We start from the raw sequence: 17508 nt of genomic DNA, 5'->3' as shown, positions 1-17508 counted from the left end.
AAGGAGAGATGACAAATGACAAATCCCTTTGATCGTGAAGACGGTGTATTTCTTGTGCTTGTCAATGAACAAGGACAGCATTCACTTTGGCCATCATTTGCACCAGTACCAGATGGATGGGAAAAAGTCTTTGGTGAAGACACTAGAAATGCCTGCATCGATTATATCCAAACACACTGGCAGGACTTGCGGCCATTAAGCTTAACAAAAGAACCTGCACTAGCACATGGAAAAACGGAATAAATCATTGCACCCTGATCTCACTCAGGGTGCTTTTTTGACAGAATAAACATCACCATCTTTCAGCTCTTTCTGCTACAATTTAATTGAGAATGTTTATCAATCAATAAGAGATCAGGTGGTTTTATGGGAAACAACAATCAATTACGTACATTGGCAAATGCCGAACAATTCATCTATCGATTAACATATACTGAAAAAATAAATAATGCAGAGCTTCCACATACAGAGCAGCAGCTATCAGATACATTCTGCCTCCTCTTCAGCATAAGCGGCAGCGGTTTACTCACATTGAACGATCAAAAATGGCGATTGAAACATCTGACACTCTATACGATCATGCCTGGGGAAACATTTATGTTGAAAACAGAGCCTTATCAAAAACACGAGCTCTATCTGTTTCGCTTTCAGCTCTACACGCTGCAAGATCAAAACATAGGAGAAGTATCAACGGAACATGCCCGTTCTTTACTGAATAAATGGCAATTTATCGATATTAGTTCGATTGAACAAATTCATTCTTTACTGTCCGATATGACAGAGGAATGGCAAAGACCTGAATCCATTAGCTTTTTTAGAAGCCAAACTCTTTTTCAGCAGCTCATTATGCAGCTTTTCACACTGCATAAAGAAGATATTTGTGACACGGCACATGCCCTTTTCAAAACAAAACAATATATCGATCAACATTCCGAAGAACCCCTCAGCCTGACAAGTCTATCTCATATGGCTGGCATCAGCTCTAATCATTACAGTGAGCTATTTAAAAAGCATTTTGATGTGAGTGTCACTGATTATATCACCAAGAAAAGGATGGCTAGAGCGAAACAATTAATGGCAAAAGGCAACGCAAAGCTCAAAGACATTGCACTGGAGATCGGCTATCAAGATCCGTATTACTTCAGCCGCATCTTTAAGAAAAAAACGGGCATGACCCCTTCTACTTATATGAAAAGCCGGCAGCGGAAAATTGCAGCCTATGGCCATTCCATACTCGGCCAGCTCACACCCATTCATATCATCCCATATGCTGCCCCTCTCCACCCTAAATGGACAGCACATGATTTTGAGCATTATGCAGAAGAAATTCCGATTCACCTGAGTGCACATCGGATCAACGAGCACGCTGAAGCCAATTTACAGCTATTAAAGGAAACAAATCCTGAGCTGATCATTGCCAATGATCATGTGACAGAAGAAGAAAAACAAGTGTTAAAAACCATCTGTCCTGTTCACTTTGTTCCATTCACACAATTGGATTGGCGCACTCAATTCAGACAAACAGCTATGTTCCTAAACGAAGCGAAGGAAGCAGAAGAATGGCTGATTCATTACGAGGAACTCGTCATTCAAGCGAAAAAGGCATGCCTTTTTGATCATCCACCAAAAACCGTCCTGCCTCTTCGTATCTTTCAAGATCAGCTCTATTTGTCTGTGAATCGCACCATGTCAGAAGTGATTTTTCAAGACATTGGTCTTCAGCCAGCTTTTCAGAATGACGGCCAGCTAATAGAAAAAGAAATCAGCATTCGATCTATACAACAGCTAGATCCAGATACCATCTTCCTTTTCCTGCATAAGGAACCAAAAACCATTGCTTTTTATCAAAAATTAAAGCAGCAGGAGGCTTGGCAAAATCTCAAAGCTGTTACGCAGCAAGCAGTCTATCCACTTACGTCTGACCCTTGGCGTGAATACACAGCAGCCAGTCATCAACGAGTCATTCAGGACCTTTTATCTTTTTTTCCGTAAAAAGTCCATCATTTGACAGATCATTGTCTATGGATAAAAGGACGAAAGACTACTACAATCTTTAATTGAGAACAATTATCAGTTAAAGGAGAAAACAAATGAAAAAATGGTTCGCATTGCTTATCCTTTGTATCATGACGATCATCGCAGCAGCCTGTGGTGCTTCAGAAAATAAACCTGCTTCAAACACAACCAAAGGCAAGTCAGCTGAAGCAGCTGAAACAAACATCAAATACTTAGAACAAACGTACAAACTCAAAACACCAGTGAAACGAATCGTCATTGCTGGAAGCCTAGAATCAATGGAAGATGCAAAATTACTTGGTATCGAGCCTATTGGTGCTTCTACTGTAGGCGGCACTTTCCCTGAATTATTTAAAGACATCACAGCAAAAACTGAAGGCATCGGGGAAAAAACAGAACCGAACCTAGAAAAAATCCTAAAACTAAAACCAGATGTGATACTTGGATCAACCAAGTTCCCGCCTGCAACAATTAAAAAACTAGATAAAGTCCAAACGACGATCCCAGTATCACATGTCTCTTCCGACTGGGAAAGCAATCTTTTATTACTCGGTGAACTGACTGGAAAAAGTAAAGAAGCCAAAACCATCATCTCTGATTATCAGAAAGATCTTAAACACGCGAAAGAAACCCTGAAAGACAAAAGCAGCAACAAAACAGCTGTCATTTTACGCATTAGACAGGGCGACCTGTACGTATACCCTGAAGACGTATACTTCAACTCTACTTTATATGGAGACTTAGGTTTTACAGCACCAAGTGATATCAAAAAAGCCAAAGCACAAGCATTGATTTCATTGGAGCGCCTAGGAGAACTCAATCCTGACTATATTTTTGTTCAGTTCTCTAAAGAGGAAAACTCATCGAATCCGAACGCATTGAAGGACTTAGAGAAAAATAAAATTTGGACAAGCCTAAAAGCTGTGAAAAATGGGCACATCAATGAAAATGCCGTTGACCCTATGCTTCAAGGAGGAACAGCACTAAGCAAGACAACCTTCCTTGATAAGGCCGTGAAATGGTTAGATCAAAACAACTAAAAAAGATGTGACGAATGACAAAGGGCTAAAATGATCTTTATTTTTAGCCCTTTGTCTTCTTTTCAGCGGAGCTTGAAAACTTGGAGGAGAGATGACACATGAACGGAACGTTTCTATATGACGAGTTTAACGGGCGTCAGCTTGATATTTACCTACCACCGGACACCTCTATTCATGTTCCAGCTGTCTTTGTACAAGATGGCTCTTCTTTGTTTAGAACACACCTGCTAGAAATCGAAAGAATGATCGAAGCCAAAACCATCTCGCCAATCATCATTGTCGGCATACATCCCTTCAATCGTCTTGACGAATATACCCCATGGAAGGCGTCATCACTGCGATCTGGGTTCCCTGACTTTAAAGGCGAGGCACAGACGTATGTGTCATTTTTAACGAATGACTTGCTCCCATATATCAAAAGAGAATACCCAGTTCAAGAGACCTGTCATGAGCATAGCCACGTAGGTGCTTCATTAGGCGGGCTATTTGCTATTTATACTTTATTCATGCACCCTGATCTTTTTAAAAATATCGCATCGATCTCCGGGTCATTTTGGTATGAAGATTTTCTACCGTTTGCTAAACAACAAAGCATTCAGTTTGTGGATCACCTTGTCTATTTGTCTGTAGGCAGTGAAGAAGGGAAAGGCAAAACATCGGTTCAACAGCACATGCCGTTATTCACCAAACAACTGCATGATCTTGTATTACAGAAAGGGATGCAGGAATCGCAGCTGCACTATTACATTGAACAAGGAGAGGGCCATCATCTGAAACAATTTCAAAAAAATTTCTTATCGGCCCTAAAGTGGTTTTATAAAAGAGAATGCTAATTTTTTATCAGCATGACACAAAGCCGATATGATATATTGGAACGTATAGATTGAAAGAGGAGGGATTTGCGCATGAGACCTTTACAAATCTCAGCCGATACCGCACAAAAGCTTGCTGCATCACTCAATGTACCATTAGAACAAATTATGCATATGCCGGAGCATATCTTATTAGCTAAATTAGCGGAGCTTGAACAGAAGAAAGATCGTTCTTCTTAAAGAAATAAAGGAGTTTACATTCATGGAACAACAACTAGAAAAATCAACATTACATCCTCGCAGTACAGGACAAACCATCCTGCTGATTGCTGGGATTTTGCTCATTGCATTTAATCTGCGGCCTGCCATTACGTCCGTTGGCCCTGTTATCGGCGCGATTCGTTCCGATTTACAGCTTTCAAATGGACTGGCAGGTTTTCTTACGACATTACCACTGCTTTCATTCGCATTGCTTTCTCCAATTGCACCTAAAATCGGAAAACGCCTTGGCAATGAACGAACCCTCTGGCTTGGACTTGCTGTCCTTCTCTTTGGGATTGTGATTCGCTCGTTTGGCACCATCACCTTCTTAATGATTGGAACGGCGCTAGTCGGCGTCGGAATTGCGATTTGTAATGTGCTCTTACCGGGGCTTGTGAAGCATAAATTTCCTGCACATGCAGGTTTGATGACAAGTGTATACACGACTTCAATGTCCGTCTTCGCTGCACTTGCATCAGGTATCAGTGTTCCGCTCAGTCATACGATGCCTGGCGGCTGGAATACATCATTCCTTGTATGGGCTGGACTTGCCCTTCTCGCCATGATGGTTTGGGCGCCGCAGCTTCTTCATCAGAATACAGCCGCCGTCAAAACCATTTCTCTTACAGAGCAGCCAATATGGCGCTCACGTGTCGCATGGCAAGTGACCTTTTTTATGGGCTTGCAATCATTCCTTTTCTATAGCAGCATCGCTTGGTTTCCTGATATTTTAACATCACATGGAATGAATCTGGCGACAGCTGGATGGATGCTGTCCATTATGCAGTTCGCTGGTCTGCCATCCACCTTCTTAACGCCCGTTCTTGCAGAAAAATTAAAAACGCAAAGACCGCTTGTCGCCGGCCTTGTCCTTGTGTATTTAATAGGCATGATTGGACTTCTTCTCGGAGGATCGACACCTATTCTTGTCATCTCTGTCCTATTGATCGGCATTGGACAAGGTGCTAGTATCAGTCTAGCGCTCACCTTCATTGGATTGCGGACAAGACATATGGAACAAGCAGCTGCCCTCTCTGGAATGGCGCAGTCACTCGGTTATTTATTAGCCGCTGTTGGTCCATTCATGATCGGTATCCTTTTTGATTTCACACATACATGGACACCAGCAATTATCATCTTTATCATCATCCTATTTTTCATGTTTTTATCCGGTATGCGTGCCGGACGCAGCGTCTATATTTCAGATCCTTCATAAAAAAGAACCCGCCTCCTCGTGAGACGGGTTCTTTTCTGCTTATGCCTGCTCTGTCACATGTACCTTTAACGTTGCTTGTACCTCTGGATGAAGCTTTACCGGTACATTTGTGTAACCTAATGCACGGATGGCATCATTCAGCTCGATTTTGCGCTTATCGAGTTTAATTTGATGATCTTTTTGCAATTTATCAGCGATTTGTTTGCTTGTAATGGATCCAAACAAACGGCCGCCTTCACCTGATTTTGCAGTGAGTTCCACTGTTAACGCCTCAAGTGTTTCTTTTAATTGTTTTGCTTGTTCAAGCTCTTGGATGGCATTCTTTTTCTCTTTGTTTTTCTGCCCTTCCAATGCACTTAGGTTCGTTGGAGTTGCTTCAACAGCTAACCCTTGTTTGATGAGAAAGTTGTGAGCGTATCCGTCAGCTACATTCTTGACTTCGCCTTTTTTCCCTTTGCCTTTTACGTCTTTTAGAAAGATGACTTTCATCTTTGAACCCCTCCTTCGAAATATTCGTCTATGGCAGCCTTTAACTTCCCTACCGCTTCTTCAATGGTTATACCATAAATCTGGGTAGCAGCGTTAGTCAAATGACCGCCGCCGTCTAGTGCTTCCATAATAATTTGAACGTTGATATCCCCTAATGATCTGGCACTAATGCATACCGTATCGTCATCTCGTCTAGCGACAGCAAATGACGCTTCTACCTCACTCATTGACAACAGGGAATCAGCCGTCTGGGCAATCGTAATTTGATCATAATACTCCGACCTATCAGATGGTAATGAAGCAATGGCCACCTGATTTTGATACAGCTCAGTATGCTGAATGAGTTTTGCCCGTTTGATATAATGATCGACTGTTTCTTTTAAAAACTTTTGCACAAGGACAGGATCTGCTCCCTTTGCACGAAGGTAGGATGCTGCATCGAACGTTCTTGACCCCGTTCTCAGAGAGAAACTCTTCGTATCCACGATGATCCCAGCAAGAAGCGCAGTCGCCTCAATCATGTTAATCCGCAATTTCTTCGGCTGATACTCTAAGAGCTCTGTCACAAGCTCTGCTGTAGATGAAGCATACGGCTCCATATAAACAAGTAAAGGATCACGGATAAATTCCTCGCCTCGTCTATGATGGTCAATGACCACGACGTTTTCAATCTTATTCAGCAGCCGTTCCTCCATGACGAGAGACGGTTTATGTGTATCCACGACAACAAGCAACGTATCATCCTTTGCAAGCTCCATCGCTTCCTCTGGCGTGATAAAACGTGACCAAAGCTCTTCGTAATTTTTAATTTCACTAATTAAGCGTTGAACACTGTCGCCAATCTGGTTGGCATCAATGACAATATAGCCTTCTTTTCCATTGGCCTGGGCGACCTTTAAAATCCCGATGGAAGCACCGATTGAGTCCATGTCTGGGAACTTATGACCCATGATCATGACATTACCGCTTTCAGATACAATTTCTTTTAAAGCATGAGAAATGACCCGTGCGCGTACGCGTGTCCGTTTCTCCATTGGGTTCGTTTTTCCACCGTAGAACTTCACTTTTCCATTCGGCTGTTTAATGGCGACCTGATCCCCGCCTCGTCCGAGGGCAAGGTCAAGACTCGACTGTGCTAGTGCTCCAAGCTCTTTCAAAGAAGGAACGGACGCACCAATCCCGATACTCAAAGTAAGCGTCGCACTATGTGCCCCTGTTTTCTCACGGACCTCGTCTAAAATGGAGAATTTCGACGCCTCAAGCTCAGCTAAAATGCTCTCATTTAGGACCGCCATAAATCGTTCAGACGAAATTCTCTTCAGGAAAATTCCGTATTCTTGTGCCCAATTGTTGAGCAGAGACGTCACTTCACTATTAATCGCGCTGCGCACTTGATCATCAAGGCCCTGCGTGACATCGTCGTAGTTGTCTAAAAAGATATAAGATAACACCGTTCGTTCATTTTCGTACTGTCGTTCAATCTGCACCTGTTCCGTGACATCAAAGAAATATAAAAGGCGCTCTGATCGTTTAATAATGACTTTGAATTTCCGGTCATTTAGCGTTACATTTTCGGTCTCGACCTCTTGTTTAATAAGAGGCACAATGGACTCGAATGTATCGTACAAGGATCTGCCGACAAGTGTGCTTTCATGAAAGCACGAAGCGAGAAATGGATTCGTCCATTCGATATAATACTGGTCATTAAACAGCATAATACCAATTGGCATCTCCATTAATGCTTCTTCTCCAACCTTTTTGACTCGATAGGATAATGTTGAAATATATGAATCAATCTCTTTCTGCACTTGCGTATCTGCCCACTTTAAGAAGTAGAGCACACCTGCAAGGACGAAAAGACCAACCGCTCCTATGATCCAATTAAAATAAAGGTTGAGGAGGACTGTGACCACCGCAAGGACAATTAACGCGATGATCGGATACTTGATGACAGGTTTTCTATAGAAGCTTGGCACTGATATCAACTCCTCAACATTCAGAGTGAATTATTTGTTTTTTACTTTTTCTCTTAAATCAAAGCCTATGTCAGCAATCCCTATAATTCGCACAATCACACCGATCGGCGGAAAGAAAACCGTTAACACGACAGCGAAAATGGGTACCGCTTTTGAGATGTTTTTTTCGTGGCAATAATAGAAGAGAAAAGAAAATCCCTGAATAAGCACCAGTATAAATAAAATTTGAAACGCACTCGTTTGAACGAGCCATAAAAAGCTGCCTTTTTCCGTCTGAATCAGCATCAAAAGCAATGTGAGTAAATAATACCATACCATGCTTTTTGGCAGCCGCATATCCTTAAATTTCTTCAAAGCCGGCATGTCTGAAACAAACCGTTTGAGCAAAGGCCGCACGAACCAATGATTCACAAAAGCCATCAAAGTAACAGCGATCAAAAGCGCTACAGGTAAAGCACTTAATGCCATATCCTGCATCTCTTTAAACTGTTTGAGCTGTTTGGCTATGTCCTTTTCAGAAGCCCCGGATTGCTTCAAAACACTCTCTACCATCGGCATCATTTGCTCAATCGACTCTTTCGCCATATTCATGATATCGATTTGAAAGAGCTGAACACTGACAACAAAGGAGATGAGAAAACTGAATAAATAAATCAGCGCACCTGTAATGATGGCATTCCCAGGCTGCCTTCTGCTGTAGAAAGCACCCATGCCTAATCCGACAGCAATCAGAATAGGTGCACTCATGAGTCCAGCCATAGACCCAATTAAAAAGCTGATCACTATGCCAATAGCGCCAGCAGCAATTCCTTTTTTCAAGCCGTGTCTGATTGTATAGAGGATGATAGGAATCGGAGCAGCTAGAAAGAAAATAATGGATAATAGCGGCACATACAAATAAAACAGCATCATGACCGCGAAAATACTCATCATGATTGCGCCCTCTACTAACGCTTTTGTTTGTTTCACACCTTCACCTCTATCCAATCCTTTTGTCTATATCTTGCTCAATGTGTACTTCTATGTATACGTATGATGTCAGCTCCATCATGTCTTGCCCCAACCTTTATTTTACCATAGCGGCAAATCTCAAGTAAAATGCAGGCTATTCTGGGAGCGTTTCACGTGGAACACCGATATGGAATCGTACATGCAAGTTTTCAAACAGCATGTTACAATTTTTAAGATAATTCTTAGCTATAAACCCTGAATTCAAGGTCAAAAGCTGTTAGAATAGAAACATCATCAATAAAAGTAAGAAGGAGAATTCACATGGGAAAAACACTCGTATTCGGACACAAAAATCCTGACACAGACACGATTTGTTCTGCTATTGCTTACGCTGATCTGAAAAACAAAATCGGCGTTCAGGCAGAAGCCGTCAGACTTGGAGAAATCAATGGAGAAACACAATACGCATTAGATTTCTTTAAACAAGAAGCACCTCGTTTCATTGAAACGGCTGCAAATGAAACAAAGCAAGTCATTCTTGTTGATCACAACGAATTCCAGCAAAGTGTAAGCGACATTGATCAAGTACAAGTAACTGAGGTCATTGACCATCACCGTATTGCCAACTTTGAAACAAGTGAACCTCTTTACTATCGTGCTGAGCCTGTAGGCTGTACAGCAACGATCTTAAACAAAATGTATAAAGAAAACCAAGTGACGATTGAAAAGGAAATCGCTGGTTTGCTTTTATCTGCGATCATTTCTGATTCCTTACTATTCAAATCCCCAACATGCACACAGCAAGATATTGATGCTGCGCATGAGCTTGCAAAAATCGCAGGGGTAGATCCAGAAGTTTATGGCCTAGACATGCTGAAAGCAGGCGCTGATTTAAGCCAAAAAACGGTTCAAGAATTAATTACACTTGATGCAAAAGAATTCGCACTAGGCAAAAGCAAAGTGGAAATTGCGCAAGTCAATACAGTAGATATCGCTGAAGTGACAGCAAGACAGGCTGACATTGAAGCGAAAATCAATGAAGTCATTGCAGCAAAAGGTCTTGATCTATTTGTTTTAGTCATCACAGACATTTTAGAAAATGACTCCCTTGCTCTTGCACTCGGTGCAGAAGCAGCAAAAGTAGAAAAAGCATTTAACGTCACGCTTGAAAACAACACAGCTTTACTAAAAGGTGTTGTATCAAGAAAGAAACAAGTCGTACCTGCATTAACAGACGCACTTTCTTAATAAAACAAGACAAGACTGCTGAATCATTCAGCAGTCTTTTTTGTCTGTCTTCTTTTTAATGAATGTACGTATCACTCACGAGAATATCCTTTAACACACTTGTTGGAATCGTGAATTCAACTACGCCCATGTAACCAGGTGCCACATCATATTCATTAAAGGAAATCACCAGTTTGCCTTTTGAATTGATATAGAAATTTTGATCCGGCTTAATTTTCTTAAATGGATCCGTCATATCTTGCTTGCCAATCCAATATATTTTGTTTGAATCCTCTTTCATCTGTTTCTTCATCTGCTCTTTAATATTTTCACTAATCACATCTATATACCGGTTATCTTTAAACAGACTTGGTAATGTAATGAGGACATGATTTTTCTTATCCACCGTATCATATGTCATTTCCTCTGCCGCAGAAGCCTGAGTCGTAACCTTGTATCGACCTAGTGAAAGAATTTGATCATTGTCCGTTCTCACTTCATATCCGCTCTCTACACTCAAATGACCATTTTTATAACCCTTTGTTTCCTTTTCAAAATCTTGATACAGCTTTTTGTTTTCAGCTAAATATTTTTCATTCAGGCTGTCTTGTAATGTTCCGTCCCCAAGTCCTGAAACGTGTGGTGTTTTAAGATCAATATTCGTTCCTTGATCGCTCTTTTTAAATTCTGTAAACGTCACGACTTTCACCAGCTCGCCAATGATAGGTACTTCTGAAATCGCTCTTGCTGCCTGTGGACTAACATTAACAGTTGTGACAAAAAGAGCAGCCGCTGCAACAAGTCCGATGGTCCATTGCTGAAAATGAGGTTTTTTGTTTTTTCTTTTTAACGTTCGTTCAATCATCGCATCATATTCCGGTGGTATAGGGATTTCTAAATATTCATCTTTTAAATGTTCCAAATACTTATCCATTTATATTTCCTCCTGTGATAATTCTACTTTTAAAAGCCGCAGCGCCTTATATAATCTTGTTTTAATGGTGTTTTCATTTTCATCGAGAATCTGGGCGATGTCCTCTAATTTTAGATCTTCAAAGAATCTCAAAATAATGATGACTCGATACATCTCAGGCAAATCTTCTATAGCCCGTTTGACGTCTTGATCCTCGTATACATCTGATTCGCCCTGTGATAAGAATTCAAGCGTATCATCATCTGTCACCTGCACCCGCTTCTTCTTTCGTAAAAAGTCTAGGGCAGCGTTCACCACGATTTTATAAAACCAGCTATGCATCTTGCTCGTATCCTCTAATCGATGAACAGATTTAAGTGCTTTATGAATAGCCTCCTGAACAACATCCATAGCATCTTCCGGGTTTTTGACATAACTATAGGACAACCGATAAAAACTGTGTTTATGCTCCATGACGTAATCCGCAAATTGATCGTCTATTTTTCGTTTCTTCATTTTACAAAGAGCTCCTTTATCTTAAATGCGCATCTGTTATTTCTTACATTGGATAGACGCGCGCCTTTTAAAAATAGTTTGCGCTCGGTTATTTTTTTAACATGTCATCGCATTTGCATTCCTATACAAAAAGAGCGAACCTGATGGGTTCACTCTTTCCAGACGGATAGTGTTTGATGGACAAACTGTTTTAGTGGAGAAAGCGGATGAATGATAGGAACGCCTGTCTCGCGCTCCATCTGCTGTGCCGCATGAACCATCGAAAGCTGCATCACACAAATATCTCTGCCTTTTTGCTTCATACATTTTCTCAGCTGCTCCTTGATTTGTTCATCATAGGCTTGCATATCACCGTTTAGGCAAAGATGAAAAACATCCTCCATTACTACCATTTCTACTTCAACCTGTTTGCCCCGCTCTGTTGCATATGATTCAAGCCGCTGCATCGTTCCCTCCACTGTATTTGGGTTGGAAAACACAAGCTGAAGAGGCCCTTTTTTCTCACAAATCAGCTCAAATAACGGTTCATCGATCGGAACAATCGGTTGTTTAAAAAGGTGCTGCTGATCACCTAGAGCAGCAATGTATTGTGTACACGTGAGCAGAATGAGATCGGCTTCACTTTCTTGCTTTAATCTGTTGATAGCATACGTTTGCTGCTTGTGTTGATCAAACGAGGGATCTTGAGTGGCGCGTTCTATAAATGATGAATCGACTGTGTGATGCAAATCAACATCTGTATCACCAAAAACATCTTCTATATATGACTGATTGGACGGATGGGCGTGAAGGCAGTGTAATCGAATCATCAGGCTCTCTCCTCATGAAAGTTTTCAATCATTATATCAATCCTTGTATGAAATAGGGAGCAGCATGACCATATTGTTAAGGAGATATTGAAGGAGGGATTTGAATTGAAAGAAGATCAACAGCCTAAACCATCTTCAGAGTCAGAAGAAACCTTAACGAATCGGCAAGGTCATCCCGTCACAGACAATCAAAATATGAGAACTGTTGGGAATAGAGGACCCACTACACTTGAAAACTACGATTTCCTAGAGAAAATCAGTCATTTTGATCGTGAACGCATCCCTGAACGTGTTGTGCATGCACGTGGTGCCGGAGCTCACGGTTATTTTGAAGCCTATGGAACATTCGGCGATGAACCGATCTCCACCTATACGAGAGCGAAATTGTTTCAGGAGAAAGGAAAAAAAACGCCTGTTTTCGTTCGTTTTTCTTCTGTGATTCACGGCGGGCATTCGCCAGAAACATTACGCGATCCGAGAGGGTTTGCAATTAAATTTTATACAGAAGAAGGCAACTGGGATCTCGTGGGGAACAACCTGAAAATTTTCTTTATCCGTGATGCTTTAAAATTCCCTGATTTGGTTCATGCCTTTAAGCCAGACCCCGTCACCAATCGTCAGGACGGCGAGCGTATCTTTGATTTTGTCTCACAATCACCTGAAGCGACGCATATGGTGACATTTCTCTTTTCACCGTGGGGCATCCCAGCAACATACCGGCATATGCAAGGCTCAGGTGTCCATGCGTACAAATGGGTGAATCATGAAGGAAAAGCGGTGCTGGTTAAATATCATTTTGAACCGAAACAAGGCATTCGCAATCTGACCCAAGAACAGGCGCAAGCGATTCAGGGAGAAAATTTTAACCATGCCACACAGGATTTATATGAAGCCATTGAGCAAGGAGATTATCCTGAATGGGAGGTATATGCACAGATCATGGAAGATGATGCCCACCCTCACCTCGACTTTGACCCGCTTGATCCGACAAAGCTTTGGTACAAGGATGACTATCCATGGAAACCAATCGGACGGATGGTATTAAACAAAAATCCAGAAAACTATTTCGCAGAAGTCGAGCAGGTTGCCTTTGGGACTGGTGTACTCGTAGATGGTTTGGATTTCTCAGATGATAAATTGCTTCAAGGCCGTACCTTCTCCTACTCTGACACGCAGCGATATCGTGTAGGACCAAACTATTTACAGCTGCCGATCAATGCACCGAAAAAGCATGTCGCCACCAATCAGAGAGACGGCCAAATGGAGTACCATGTCGATCAAGGCAAAGGGCAAAATCCCCATGTGAATTATGAACCATCGATCCTCGGGGGATTAAAAGAAGCCAAACAGGACGGAAAGGATCATACCCCTTTTGTAGAGGGTGAAGTCAAACGAGAAGCCATTGACCGCCCAAACAACTTCGGACAAGCGGGAGAAACATATCGCCGTTTTAATGATTGGGAGCGAGAGGAACTGATTAAGAACTTAGTCAACACCCTTGCGACATGTCAAAAGGACATTCAAGACCAAATGATCGAAAACTTTACAAAAGCAGACCCTGATTACGGCAAGCGTGTCGCTGACGGTTTAAAAGCCTTTAAACAAGAGCAGTCAAGCGGACCTATCGGCTCTACCGGCGCTGCTCAAGCCGTGGACGAAGCCATCAACAACAGCACACCATCAGATCCTTATTAATGAAAAAAAGAATGCAGCGGCGAGGCTGCATTCTTTTTGTATACATCTATTAAGCGTTTTGACCTTTTTTGATCCATTCTGCCACATTCACTGTACGTTTTGCCTGATGTTTCACAGCTGCTTCTGCATCCTCTTGGATTTTTCCATTTTGGTCAACAGTCACACTCACACCGTAAGGGTTGCCCCCTGCACCGTATAAGGAATCATCTGTGTATCCTGGAGCGGCAATAATTGCTCCCCAGTGGAACATTGTCGTATAAAGGCTGAGAACCGTCTGCTCCTGTCCGCCATTTGCATTTTGAGCTGAAGTCATCGCACTGACTGCTTTGTTTGCCAATTTACCTTGGAACCACAAGCCGCCTGTCGTATCTAAGAACTGCTTCATTTGAGCTGGCAGGTTACCGAAACGTGTCGGCATGCTAAAGATGATGGCATCTGCCCACTCTAAATCACTTAATTGAACCTCTGGCACATCCTTTGTTTCGTCTAAATGTGCTTTCCATGCTGGATTTGAAGCTACAACTGCTTCTGGTGCCAATTCAGCAACTTTTAATACTTTGACTTCTGCGCCAGCTTCTTTTGCTCCAGCTTCAGCCCATTTCGCCATCTGATAGTTTGTACCTGTTGAACTATAATAAATAATCGCTAATTTTACGTTTTCCATTTGATCCATCTCCTTTTGTTTGTTTTGCCCAAAAAGCTTCTGTAAAAATCCCACCTGTATTCCCCACCTTATTTAAAATTGACGACGATACCATAAAGCCGCAGCATCGACTTCTTCTCTCGTTAACTGATGTCCGCGATTTTCCCAATGAAGTGTAACCGATGCGCCTGCACCCTGCAGCAATTGCTCCAGCTCCTGCGATTCCTCTGGACGGCACATTGGGTCATTTTCACCAGCTGCTATAAAGACTTGTTTCCCCGCTAATGAAGGCAATGAAACCCCGCGTCTTGGAACCATTGGATGATGCAGGATGGCTCCTTTTAAAGCATCCCCATAATGGAATAACAAGCTTCCAGCAATGTTTGCCCCATTGGAATATCCGATAGCCACCACATTGTGACGATCAAACCCATATTCATCGGCTGCTTCTCCGATAAATGTATACAGCTCCTCTGTACGAGCAATCAAATCCTGCTCATCAAATACGCCCTCTGCCAAACGTCTGAAAAACCGCGGCATGCCGTTTTCTAATACATTCCCTCTCACACTAAGAACAGATGCGTCAGGATCTACTATCTGTGCAAGCGGCAATAAATCTTCTTCCGTCCCGCCAGTTCCATGCAGTAATAGCAGAACAGGTCTTTGTTCATTCTTTCCTTTTCGAAAAAGATGCTTCATCATGAATCTCCTTTCCCTTTAACTTCTCTCACTTCAATTGGCAGTACAATTTGTTCAATCTGACTGCGCTGCGCCTCATATTGCGGTGGCAGTTTCAATGCTTCACCCATTGTTTCCACTGATTCGTCATGTGCAAACCCTGGAGGATCAGTGGCAATCTCAAATAATATGCCCCCAAGTTCTCTAAAATAAATGGCATTGAAGTAATTTCGGTCTTGCACAGGTGTCACTTGATACCCACTTTGTGCAATATGCCTTTGCCAATCTAATTGGTCTTGATCATCTGTTGCTCTCCATGCAATATGGTGCACAACTCCAACACCCATACGTCCTCGTGGAACAGGTGTGATGTTCACATCAATGACATTGCCTATTTCGCCAAACGAACGGAATCTCACATAGTCTCCTTCTGCTCCGACTCTTTCAAGTCCCATCGTTTGCTCTAGCAGCTGCATCGTTTGTTCCGGCTGCGAAGTTAATAAAACAGCTCCGCCAAAACCTTTAATCGCTACATCTGGTGTGACACCGTTAAATGTCCAATCGTTTTGCTTTCCTTCCGCACGCTCTACTAGCTCAATCAATAAGCCGTGTGGATCTTCAAATGAGAGAAAAGCTTCACCAAAACGTTCAACCATTTCATAAGAAACATTAAACTGCTCAAGACGATCCTTCCAGAAAGAGAAAGCGCCTGTCGGTACGACATATGTCGTCACGCCCACTTGACCTGCACCAATTTGACCTTTTTGTGCTCCCGGCCAAGGGAAAAATGTAATAATGGTCCCTGGAGAGCCGCCTTCATTTCCAAAATATAAATGATATGTGCCCGGATCATCAAAATTCACGGTCTTCTTCACGAGACGAAGCCCTAAAACACCTGCATAAAAATCAACGTTCTCCTGAGGATGACCCACAATAGCTGTAATATGGTGAATTCCTTCTGTTTTTTTCACTTCTAATGACCTCCTAATCATGAAGTAATAAACCTCTATTCATTATGTCTTTACTGACGTCTTTATATTATCTCGAATTCGAGATATTAAATCAAAAAAATATATTTATCTCGAATTAAGGATATGATGTTTTTAAGTAAATGTCAATGATTTTTGTTTTTTCTTTTAAAAAAGCAGAGCTGCTTTGCCATAAACAGCCCTGCTTTGCCTTGATTATTGCAGCAATTTTTTCTTTTTTAAATAGGCTTTCGCTACCTGAAATGCATCCTTCCCCTTCACATTGACTTCATAATTCATTTCTCTCATCTCATCGTCTGTGATTTGACCCGCAAGTTTATTGAGAGAGGTCTCAATCTCAGGGAATTCAGTTAATGTCTCCTGCCTGAGCAGCGGTGCTCCTTGATATGGCGGGAAAACATGCTGATCATCATCAAGCACCTTTAATTTGTATTGTCTCAATTCACTATCTGTCGAATACGCATCGACCAAATTGATATCTCCTTTCCGAATTGCTCGATAACGAAGCTTTGGCTCCATCGTCACGACATCATCAAAAGAAAATTGATAGGCTTTTTGAATGCCGCGATACCCATCCTGACGATCAGAAAACTCTAAGGTGAATCCAGCTTTTATACGGTTTTTGATCTTACCTAGATCTGAAATGTTGGACACCTTATATTGATCAGCCAGTGACTGCGGCACGGCTAAAGCATATGTATTGTTGTATGACATGGGCTCAAGAAGGCGGAGCTGAAAGGATGTTTCCAATCCGCGTCGAGCTTGCTCATACACTTTTCTTTTATCTGTGCTTTTTGCTGTTTCCTTGAGGAATTCAGAAATCGCTGTACCCGTAAACTCAGGATAAATGTCAATATCACCAGAGCGTAAAGCCTGGAAAACAAAGGACGTCTTACCAAGACCGGGCTTCAGGTTCACTTGAATATCTGTATCCTGTTCAATTAAAAGCTTATACATCGAGATCAAAATCTCAGGCTCTGAACCTAACTTTCCGCCAATGGTGATTTCTTTCTTTTCTTGCTGAAACAGCACGGGGGAAGCGACAACTGCTCCTGCAATCAGAGCAAAAACAGTCACAGAGATCACCGTCTTTTTAAAGGAAATCTTCTCAAAGGTTCGCAGCACCACATCAAATAAGAGTGCGAGTAAGGCAGCTGGTATCGCGCCAATGACAATGAGCGACATATCATTTCGATCAATTCCCAGCAGGATTAAGCTTCCTAATCCCCCAGCCCCGATCAGTGCTGCCAGAGTGGCGGTTCCCACAATGAGAACCA

18 protein-coding genes are annotated in these 17508 nt (G+C 42.1%); 8 read left to right on the top strand and 10 right to left on the bottom strand.

Annotation, left to right across the window (positions count from 1 at the left end; genetic code table 11):
* The first annotated feature begins 15 nt into the window (after positions 1-15).
* From AMR95_RS11695 to AMR95_RS11675, 6 genes are all read left to right on the top strand, one after another.
* Positions 16-243, top strand: coding sequence for an MbtH family protein (locus AMR95_RS11695; RefSeq protein ID WP_025093680.1), 228 nt, complete (start codon positions 16-18; stop codon positions 241-243).
* Between the two features lie 123 nt (positions 244-366).
* A complete protein-coding gene (locus AMR95_RS11690) occupies positions 367-1992 on the top strand; it encodes an AraC family transcriptional regulator (protein WP_058838343.1) in 1626 nt (541 codons plus the stop codon).
* A 98-nt stretch (positions 1993-2090) separates the two neighbouring features.
* On the top strand, positions 2091-3056 hold the full coding sequence (locus AMR95_RS11685) for an iron-hydroxamate ABC transporter substrate-binding protein (RefSeq protein ID WP_058838342.1): 966 nt from the start codon (positions 2091-2093) through the stop codon (positions 3054-3056).
* 98 nt (positions 3057-3154) lie between these two features.
* The gene (locus tag AMR95_RS11680; RefSeq protein ID WP_058838341.1) at positions 3155-3889 is read left to right on the top strand and encodes an alpha/beta hydrolase; all 735 of its coding nucleotides are present in this window, start codon (positions 3155-3157) and stop codon (positions 3887-3889) included.
* 72 nt (positions 3890-3961) lie between these two features.
* Complete coding sequence (locus AMR95_RS18900; RefSeq protein ID WP_082672233.1) at positions 3962-4108, top strand: YycC family protein; 147 nt, start codon at positions 3962-3964, stop codon at positions 4106-4108.
* Positions 4109-4130: 22 nt separating this feature from the next.
* The gene (locus AMR95_RS11675; RefSeq protein ID WP_058838340.1) at positions 4131-5345 is read left to right on the top strand and encodes a CynX/NimT family MFS transporter; all 1215 of its coding nucleotides are present in this window, start codon (positions 4131-4133) and stop codon (positions 5343-5345) included.
* Between the two features lie 39 nt (positions 5346-5384).
* Here the strand turns inward: AMR95_RS11675 and rplI are convergent, their stop codons facing one another.
* The 3 genes from rplI to AMR95_RS11660 are packed head-to-tail and all read right to left on the bottom strand — an operon-like array spanning position 5385 to position 8779.
* Positions 5385-5834, bottom strand: coding sequence for a 50S ribosomal protein L9 (rplI, locus tag AMR95_RS11670; protein ID WP_008359128.1), 450 nt, complete (start codon positions 5832-5834; stop codon positions 5385-5387).
* On the bottom strand, positions 5831-7810 hold the full coding sequence (locus AMR95_RS11665) for a DHH family phosphoesterase (RefSeq protein ID WP_039182890.1): 1980 nt from the start codon (positions 7808-7810) through the stop codon (positions 5831-5833). Before AMR95_RS11665 ends, rplI begins: the two co-directional genes overlap by 4 nt.
* Positions 7811-7840: 30 nt before the next feature.
* Positions 7841-8779: a YybS family protein gene (locus AMR95_RS11660; RefSeq protein ID WP_156414541.1), complete on the bottom strand. Its 939-nt coding sequence runs from the start codon at positions 8777-8779 to the stop codon at positions 7841-7843.
* Between the two features lie 303 nt (positions 8780-9082).
* Between AMR95_RS11660 and AMR95_RS11655 the strand changes: the two genes are divergently transcribed.
* Positions 9083-10009, top strand: a complete 927-nt coding sequence (locus AMR95_RS11655; protein ID WP_024424048.1) for a manganese-dependent inorganic pyrophosphatase — start codon at positions 9083-9085, stop codon at positions 10007-10009.
* A gap of 55 nt (positions 10010-10064) precedes the next feature.
* Here AMR95_RS11655 and AMR95_RS11650 read toward each other — a convergent pair whose 3' ends face one another.
* From AMR95_RS11650 to AMR95_RS11640, 3 genes are all read right to left on the bottom strand, one after another.
* A complete protein-coding gene (locus tag AMR95_RS11650) occupies positions 10065-10922 on the bottom strand; it encodes a DUF3298 and DUF4163 domain-containing protein (RefSeq protein ID WP_058838339.1) in 858 nt (285 codons plus the stop codon).
* On the bottom strand, positions 10923-11417 hold the full coding sequence (locus tag AMR95_RS11645) for an RNA polymerase sigma factor (protein ID WP_039182900.1): 495 nt from the start codon (positions 11415-11417) through the stop codon (positions 10923-10925). It lies immediately after the preceding gene.
* 149 nt (positions 11418-11566) lie between these two features.
* Positions 11567-12226, bottom strand: a complete 660-nt coding sequence (locus tag AMR95_RS11640) for an aspartate/glutamate racemase family protein (protein WP_039182903.1) — start codon at positions 12224-12226, stop codon at positions 11567-11569.
* 84 nt (positions 12227-12310) lie between these two features.
* Between AMR95_RS11640 and katX the strand changes: the two genes are divergently transcribed.
* Positions 12311-13921, top strand: a complete 1611-nt coding sequence (gene katX, locus AMR95_RS11635) for a catalase KatX (protein ID WP_411264195.1) — start codon at positions 12311-12313, stop codon at positions 13919-13921.
* A gap of 49 nt (positions 13922-13970) precedes the next feature.
* On the opposite strand, the gene wrbA is transcribed toward katX, so the two are convergent.
* The 4 genes from wrbA to AMR95_RS11615 form a co-directional block, all read right to left on the bottom strand.
* Positions 13971-14585 (bottom strand): NAD(P)H:quinone oxidoreductase, encoded by a 615-nt coding sequence (wrbA, locus tag AMR95_RS11630; RefSeq protein WP_034283654.1) that lies wholly within the window; start codon positions 14583-14585, stop codon positions 13971-13973.
* A 72-nt stretch (positions 14586-14657) separates the two neighbouring features.
* Positions 14658-15266: an alpha/beta hydrolase gene (locus AMR95_RS11625; RefSeq protein ID WP_039182909.1), complete on the bottom strand. Its 609-nt coding sequence runs from the start codon at positions 15264-15266 to the stop codon at positions 14658-14660.
* Positions 15263-16234 (bottom strand): ring-cleaving dioxygenase, encoded by a 972-nt coding sequence (locus AMR95_RS11620; RefSeq protein WP_058838337.1) that lies wholly within the window; start codon positions 16232-16234, stop codon positions 15263-15265. Before AMR95_RS11620 ends, AMR95_RS11625 begins: the two co-directional genes overlap by 4 nt.
* 192 nt (positions 16235-16426) lie before the next feature.
* On the bottom strand, positions 16427-17508 hold a 1082-nt coding region (locus AMR95_RS11615), incomplete at its 5' end, for a glycine betaine ABC transporter substrate-binding protein (protein ID WP_058838336.1).

This window comes from Bacillus sp. G1(2015b) (assembly GCF_001482475.1).
In the GTDB taxonomy this organism is placed as follows: Bacteria; Bacillota; Bacilli; order Bacillales; family Bacillaceae; genus Bacillus; species Bacillus safensis.
Note: the sequence above shows the minus strand (reverse complement) of the source record. Positions and strands in the feature narration are given on the sequence as shown.